The organism is Streptococcus downii (assembly GCF_004353325.1).
In the GTDB taxonomy this organism is placed as follows: Bacteria; Bacillota; Bacilli; order Lactobacillales; family Streptococcaceae; genus Streptococcus; species Streptococcus downii.
Genome location: NZ_MZNX01000009.1, coordinates 493,728 through 500,794, shown reverse-complemented (window position 1 = coordinate 500,794; position 7,067 = coordinate 493,728). Strand labels below are relative to the sequence as shown.

The 7,067-nt window shown below is 39.3% G+C and carries 5 protein-coding genes; all 5 read right to left on the bottom strand.

Annotation, left to right across the window (positions count from 1 at the left end; genetic code table 11):
* Window positions 1–118: 118 nt before the first annotated feature.
* The gene (locus E2R31_RS08745) at window positions 119–349 is read right to left on the bottom strand and encodes a DUF2969 domain-containing protein (protein ID WP_000037107.1); all 231 of its coding nucleotides are present in this window, start codon (window positions 347–349) and stop codon (window positions 119–121) included.
* 112 nt (window positions 350–461) lie between these two features.
* Window positions 462–1,499, bottom strand: a complete 1,038-nt coding sequence (locus E2R31_RS08740) for a branched-chain amino acid aminotransferase (protein ID WP_279432761.1) — start codon at window positions 1,497–1,499, stop codon at window positions 462–464.
* A 115-nt stretch (window positions 1,500–1,614) separates the two neighbouring features.
* Window positions 1,615–4,095, bottom strand: a complete 2,481-nt coding sequence (gene parC / locus E2R31_RS08735; RefSeq protein WP_132974011.1) for a DNA topoisomerase IV subunit A — start codon at window positions 4,093–4,095, stop codon at window positions 1,615–1,617.
* 721 nt (window positions 4,096–4,816) lie between these two features.
* A complete protein-coding gene (locus E2R31_RS08725; protein WP_132974009.1) occupies window positions 4,817–5,629 on the bottom strand; it encodes an aminoglycoside 6-adenylyltransferase in 813 nt (270 codons plus the stop codon).
* A gap of 155 nt (window positions 5,630–5,784) precedes the next feature.
* Window positions 5,785–7,047 carry a hypothetical protein gene (locus E2R31_RS08720; protein ID WP_132974007.1) on the bottom strand — a complete coding sequence of 421 codons (1,263 nt, stop codon included), beginning with the start codon at window positions 7,045–7,047 and terminating at the stop codon, window positions 5,785–5,787.
* Window positions 7,048–7,067: the final 20 nt, after the last annotated feature.

The following is a 7,067-nucleotide window of genomic DNA, read 5'->3' as shown; positions in this document are numbered from 1 at the left end:
GATTCGAACCCCCGAACCCGAAGGAGCGGATTTACAGTCCGCCGCGTTTAGCCTCTTCGCTATCTCTCCAATGTTTAACGAGAACTATTATATCATGAAATTTTCAATAAAACAAGTATTATTTTGTTAAATTATAGTTTTCAATCAAAATTTCCACAGCTTTTTCAAGTTTTTTATAAAAACTATCGACATTTCCATTCTTTATGATAGCAAATTGACTGTCTAATTCGGCAATTTCCCCAATGACCTTTTTTCCAATCGTCAAAACGTAACCTTCATAACTATCTTTTCCAACAGTCACTTTTGCATCTGTTAATTGAATTTCAATTTTCTTATCTTTTTTACTCATACTTTACCTCTTTTCACTTTCTCTATTGTACAAGAAAATGCTCAAACTAGCAAGAAAAAACTCCATTTCAGCCCTTACAACTGCTACGGAGTTCTTCTTTACTTCATGTCTTTTAGTCCACTTTGACAATCCATCCCTCTGGTGCTTCCACATCACCAAATTGGATACCCGTCAATTCATCATAGAGTTTACGTGTAACAGGACCTACTTCTGTTTCACTATAGAAAACATGGAAATCATCGCCGTGTTGAATGCCTCCAATTGGAGAAATAACCGCTGCTGTTCCACAAGCACCTGCCTCTACAAAACGCTCCAAATTATCGATTGGGACATCGCCTTCAATCGGTGTCAAGCCCAAGCGATGTTCTGCCAAGTAAAGCAAGGAGTACTTGGTAATAGATGGCAAAATGGATGGACTCAGTGGTGTAACAAATTCATTGTCTGCCGTGATTCCAAAGAAGTTGGCTGATCCGACTTCTTCAATCTTTGTATGTGTAGATGGGTCTAGGTAGATAACATCTGAAAATTGGCGTGACTTGGCTATTTTACCTGGAAGGAGACTAGCAGCATAGTTTCCACCTACCTTGGCCGCTCCCGTACCATTTGGAGCTGCACGGTCGTATTCATCCTGGATCAAAAAGTTGGTTGGAACTAAACCGCCTTTAAAGTAATTTCCAACTGGCATAGCAAAGATAGTAAAAATATACTCTTCCGCTGGTTTTACCCCGATAATATCTCCAACACCAATCAAAAGTGGACGAAGATAAAGGGTTCCACCTGTTCCATATGGTGGTACGTATTCTTCATTTGCACGCACAACTGCTTTACAAGCTTCTACAAACATTTCTGTCGGAACTTGTGGCATCAAGAGACGGTCGCAGGTACGTTGCAGACGCTTGGCATTTTCGTCAGGACGGAACAGTTGAACACTGCCATCTTTGGTACGGTAGGCTTTTAATCCTTCAAATGCTTGCTGTCCATAGTGGAGGCTCGGAGAAGACTCTGAAATATGCAAGGTTGCATCCTCTGTCAATTCTCCTTGATCCCATTGACCATTTTTATAATGAGCGATATAACGGTAAGGTAGTTTCATATAAGCAAAACCAAGATTTTCCCAATCAATTGCAACTGTCATGTGTTTCTCCTTTATACTATTCAAACTATGTGTTCTATTCTACACTTTTCTAGTAAAATTTCAAGTATTATTTGTAATTTTCTGAAAATTTTTTCAACATAAAGAAATCAGCCCTCTGGACTGATTCTTTTTAAGGATTGGATTTGTCCTCTTTAAAAACTTCTTTGAGGTAAGCATCGAAAACTTCTTCATCTGAAATAGTATCTGAGATAAAGCTTCCATTGCTAGTACGTTCTGACAAGTTGAGGTCTTGCAATCGACACTCATAGATTGTTCCCTTGTTAGATTGGACAAGCAAAATTTGGTCGTTTTCTTCCACTTCTGTACTAAAGAGATCACCGATGAAGCCTTGCTCTACAACTGCTCCAGCCAAGAAGACACGGTGCGGTTTGTTTTTCAACTCACGCAAAACTTGTAGGCCTCGTTTAGCACGGCCGGTCGCTGGAATTTCCTCAATAGAAACACGTTTCAAGCTTCCACGTTGGGTCAAGAGGTAGAAGGATGAGGTGTTACAAATAAAGGCAACCTTAAGCGCATCATCTGCTTTCAGGTTCATTGCCTTGACACCTGCAGCCTTGGCACCAACAACTGGAACCTCTTCGATATTGAAACGAAGGGCGTAACCGTTTTGGCTAATCAAGAGAACATCATCCAGTTTGATTGGAGCCACTGCTACAATTTGGTCTGTCTCGTCTTTGAGTTTAGCGTACTTAACAGACTTCGACTTGTAGGTCCGCCATGGAGAGAATTCTTTACGTTCTACACGCTTGATTTGACCAAGACGAGTCGCTGCAAAGTAGGTTGTCGCATCATCAAACTGATCCACGACTTCTACATAAAGGATTTCTTCGTTAGTTTCAAAGTTTGTAATCGTTTGGCTCAGATGCTCTCCGATGTCCTTCCAGCGAATATCTGATAACTCATGGATTGGTCTGTAGATGACATTCCCAAGAGTCGTGAACATCAAGAGATGTTGCGTTGTCTTGGCAGATTGAACAAAGATTAAACGGTCATCATCACGCTTACCAATTTCTTCCAGAGTAGAAGCTGCAAAGGAACGAGGACTGGTACGCTTGATGTAACCTGCCTTAGTCACGCTGACGTAAGTATCTTCCTCAGCGATAAGACTAGCTGTATCAATCTCGATTGCTTTCGCAGTGTCTTCTAAAGTACTCAAACGTGGAGTCGCAAATTTCTTTTTGACCTCACGAAGCTCTTTCTTCATGAGATTATACATAGTCCGCTCATCACCGATAATAGCCGCCAGCATAGCGATCTTTTCACGAAGTTCTGCTTCTTCTTCTTGCAAGACAACCACGTCTGTATTGGTCAAACGGTACAGTTGCAAGGTGACGATGGCCTCAGCCTGCTCTTCTGTAAACTCATAGCTGACCTTGAGGTTTTCCTTGGCGTCAGCCTTGTTCTCAGAGGCACGGATAAGGGCAATGACTTCGTCCAAAATCGAAATAACGCGAATCAAACCTCCGACGATATGGAGACGTTTCTCTGCCTTTTCCTTGTCAAAGCGTGAACGCGCCAAAATCACTTCACGACGGTGGGCGATATAGCTAGACAAGATTGGAACGATCCCAACCTGACGAGGCGTGAAATTGTCAATCGCTACCATGTTGAAGTTGTAATTGATTTGTAGGTCGGTGTATTTGAAGAGATAGTTAAGAACCAGCTCCGTATTGGCGTCTTTCTTGAGCTCAATAGCGATACGAAGACCATCACGGTCAGACTCATCACGAACCTCAGCAATACCAGCCACCTTGTTATTAACACGAACATCATCTATTTTCTTGACCAGATTGGCCTTATTGATTTCATAAGGAATCTCGGTGATAACGATTTGTTCCTTGCCACCTTTTAGCTTTTCAATCTCCGTCTTGGAACGAACAACCACGCGCCCTTTCCCAGTTTCATAGGCTTTCTTGATTTCATCACGGCCTTGGATGATAGCTCCTGTAGGAAAATCTGGTCCAGGTAAGAATTCCATGAGCTTGTCCACCTTGGCTGTTGGGTGATCAATCTTGTAAACCGTCGCATCAATAACCTCAGCCAAATTATGGGGTGGTATATCTGTGGCATAACCAGCCGAAATCCCAGTCGAACCATTGACCAAGAGGTTTGGAAAGGCTGCTGGCAAAACAGTGGGTTCTTTCTCCGTATCGTCAAAGTTCCATGCAAAAGGAACTGTCTTTTTCTCGATATCCTGAAGAAGATAACCAGCAATCTCAGACAAACGAGCCTCGGTATAACGCATTGCCGCAGGCGGATCACCGTCCATAGAACCGTTATTACCGTGCATTTCGACTAGAATCTCACGATTCTTCCAGTCCTGAGACATACGGACCATGGCATCATAGATAGAACTGTCCCCGTGGGGGTGGAAATTCCCCATGATGTTCCCGACAGACTTGGCCGACTTACGGTAGCTCTTGTCAAAAGTATTGCCATCTTTATTCATCGAATAAAGAATACGACGCTGAACCGGCTTCAATCCATCACGAATATCTGGCAAAGCCCGGTCTTGAATGATGTACTTGGAGTAGCGACCAAAGCGCTCTCCCATGATGTCCTCCAGGGACATGTTTTGAATGTTACTCATATAGGATACAAAGCCCGTAAAATGCAAAGTAAAAATAGGAAATTATTGCAGTGAGCGATGCTCACAAGAGAATTTATCTTTTTCACACAGCATTTAGGGCGTGTTCAACTCCTTTCAAAGAATATAGAGTAGGTTTTACATTAAAATTGGTACTTGAGAAAAATATTTTTAGATACTATTTAAGTCATTCACAAACACTTATTTAGATTAAGCAAAGGCAACTATTTCCTATGGATTATTCTTTCTTCTTTGAAGTGTGTACAAATATTGACAAGGTAAATAAGAAACTATAGCAGTTGATATCAGCAAGATATTAAACATAAACTTTTGCCCTCAAAATAGCTCCTCCCAATGCATTGTATTAAGATAATGAAAAATTAAACCGAATAAATAACAGATACTGATAGGGAAGACTCTCCACTTGATTGATTTGTATAAATAATATAAGCGTATTGAGTGATAGAGCGTGGAAGAAATAAGCATAGGTAAACAAAAAGAAATTAGAAAGAACGAAAATCTTAAAGCATCATCAAAAAGCTCTGTGCGATCTATTGAAATAAGCCAAATATTACACATCGTTATAATAATCGGGAAAAATAATCCATACACCCTTTTATGTAACTTATTTCTTTTGATAGGTAGAAATATAGAGGACACCAATACTAAAATTTGTACTCCTGGGAATCCCATAAAAAATGTAGCAAATACATAATCTAACATACTAGTTCAACCTCTCCTTAGCATACTGAATCATCTTCTCAGCCACTTCCTTATCATAGTCAAATCCCATCTTGTTAGCCAGGAATTGAGCTTCTTGGTGGAAAAGTTGCATCGTAGCAAATAAGGACTGAATAAGTTTCTCTACACTTGAAAAATCAAGGAGAGCAGAGAATTCCTTCTCCTTCTCTGCAGGTAAATACTGGAAAAGATACTTGTAGTTCTTGCCAACATCGACCGTTCCATTATCTGCTGCAACTTGCCAAGCCACGACCTTCAAGAGTTCTTGCTGACAAATCCCATAGAGATGGTCAGTAGCATAGATGACTTGCTTGCGACAGATTCCTTTGACCACGTAAGCTGACACCCACCAAAATTCATTGCAGGCTTTTTCAAAATCTGTCTGACTAGCTAAACTTATCCAGTAACGTTGAGGACTTGGTGAATAAGGGGCAAACAAACCCTTAGGATCTTCTAAAACAGTGAATCCTGCTTCACTATCCACCCACTCTTGAATATATTCCGTAGGACAGAGGGTCAAATCAATCCGATTTCCATCTTCAAATAGCATCAGATAAAGTCGACGGTTGCCTAGGACATTATGCTGCTCAATGATACGAGTGCCAAACTGGTCTAACCAAGAAAGGTCACTCGTCAGATTATCTAAGTCGTCCACGACATAAACAACATCATAGTCTTGAAACTCGTCTTTTGGTGCTTTTGTATCAGTTCGTGAACCGGACATGGCGACAGCCTCGACTTTTAGACTTTTTGCGATTTGTAAAATCACATCAAACATCTCGGGTTCAGTTCTCATGGGAATACCTGCCTTTTTATTGAAAACTCTTGATTCTGTAAAGGATATGTCTATAAAGCGGACTGTCTGCTAGAACTTTTTCATTATCAAATCCCTAGGATTATATAAGACGAAATATTTTGGAAAATAATCCTAGGAATGAGGAAGCATTAGATTTATAGCCATCCCATTGCAATCATAGCGTCTCTTAACGAGTTATATCCCTTGATATCTCCACCGGTACAGCCATGAGTTACAGAAGCACTCCCATCTTCTCCATGATATTTCAGATAAATTTTTCCCTCACTAATAAAAGGTCTAAAATACTTGTTTCTTCCTGTTCGTTCAGTATATTGACTACCTTTCAAAGAATTTTCCAGCGTATTTATCTGTTCTTTTGTAAAAAGGATAATCCCTTTCTCCTCTTCTGTAGTAAAAGAATGAATAAGTTCACCGTCGCTAATAATTGTTCCAAACTTAATTTCAGGAATAGATTTGTTTCCTATCATATCTTTTGCCTTATTAGAAGTTTTATAAATCCCAAGCACTTTTTCTTGAAGTACTAAAGCAAAATAATGCTCTTCACCAAGTAGTTCGGTTGAATCATTACTATTCTTAAAATATTTTCGATATTCTCCGTTATATCCATTTTTATAAAACTCTCGATAGCTGTTATATTCCCGATAGTCGCCCATAACTGATAAATCAAAATCAATATCACAATTCGGAATAAATACATGTTTTCCTATAGCTTGATCATTTTCATTAGGTTTTAAAGTTGTATAATAAATTTCCGTTCCAATAGGATATTTGTCTATTGAATCTTCTGACTTTTTATAAATCGCCTTTACTTCATAGAAAACCTCTCCACTTTCAGTATCCTTGAAAAACTTTTCAACTTCATCTTCAAAATAAGCTTGGCTATATCTTGGAGCTCCCTTAGTCTGATGGTTTGCACTAGCAAACTGAGTAATCAAATTTTTTTCTTTATCGTTAATGGCTTCATCTTTCCAAATCCCTTTTTGCTTGAAATCGGGAGTTAAGCACTGATACCCATAAATGAATTCATGGAAACCACGTCCCAAAATATGACCAATATTAAAATGATTAATTCCAATTTCTTTCGGATAGTTCTCTGGTGTTTTTTTATTTTCGGGAGCTTCTTTTCCTGTTTTTCTGGACCCTTTCAAAACACATGACCACCCTCGTCTAAAGTAATCAGAAGCCTCTTCTTTAATTTCCGACACTTCCTTTGTATAGTCCACTTCTATTTTAAAGTAACATCCTGATTCACAAAATTCTAACTTAATAGAATGTGTTTCTCTATCAATAAAAGTAAGTCTAGACAATCTTTCATTTAACCCACTATTTTCTAATAAAGAGACCAATTCGTCCTTATCTTTTAATCCAAGCCTAGTCAGAACATCTGATTCTTTCATAAGAGTTCTCCTTTTTCACA

Coding starts and splice junctions, on each gene's coding strand:
- E2R31_RS08745 (WP_000037107.1), bottom strand. CDS start 349: ATGAGTAAAAAAGATAAGAAAATTGAAATTCAATTAACAGATGCAAAA.
- parC (WP_132974011.1), bottom strand. CDS start 4,095: ATGAGTAACATTCAAAACATGTCCCTGGAGGACATCATGGGAGAGCGC.
- E2R31_RS08725 (WP_132974009.1), bottom strand. CDS start 5,629: ATGAGAACTGAACCCGAGATGTTTGATGTGATTTTACAAATCGCAAAA.
- E2R31_RS08720 (WP_132974007.1), bottom strand. CDS start 7,047: ATGAAAGAATCAGATGTTCTGACTAGGCTTGGATTAAAAGATAAGGAC.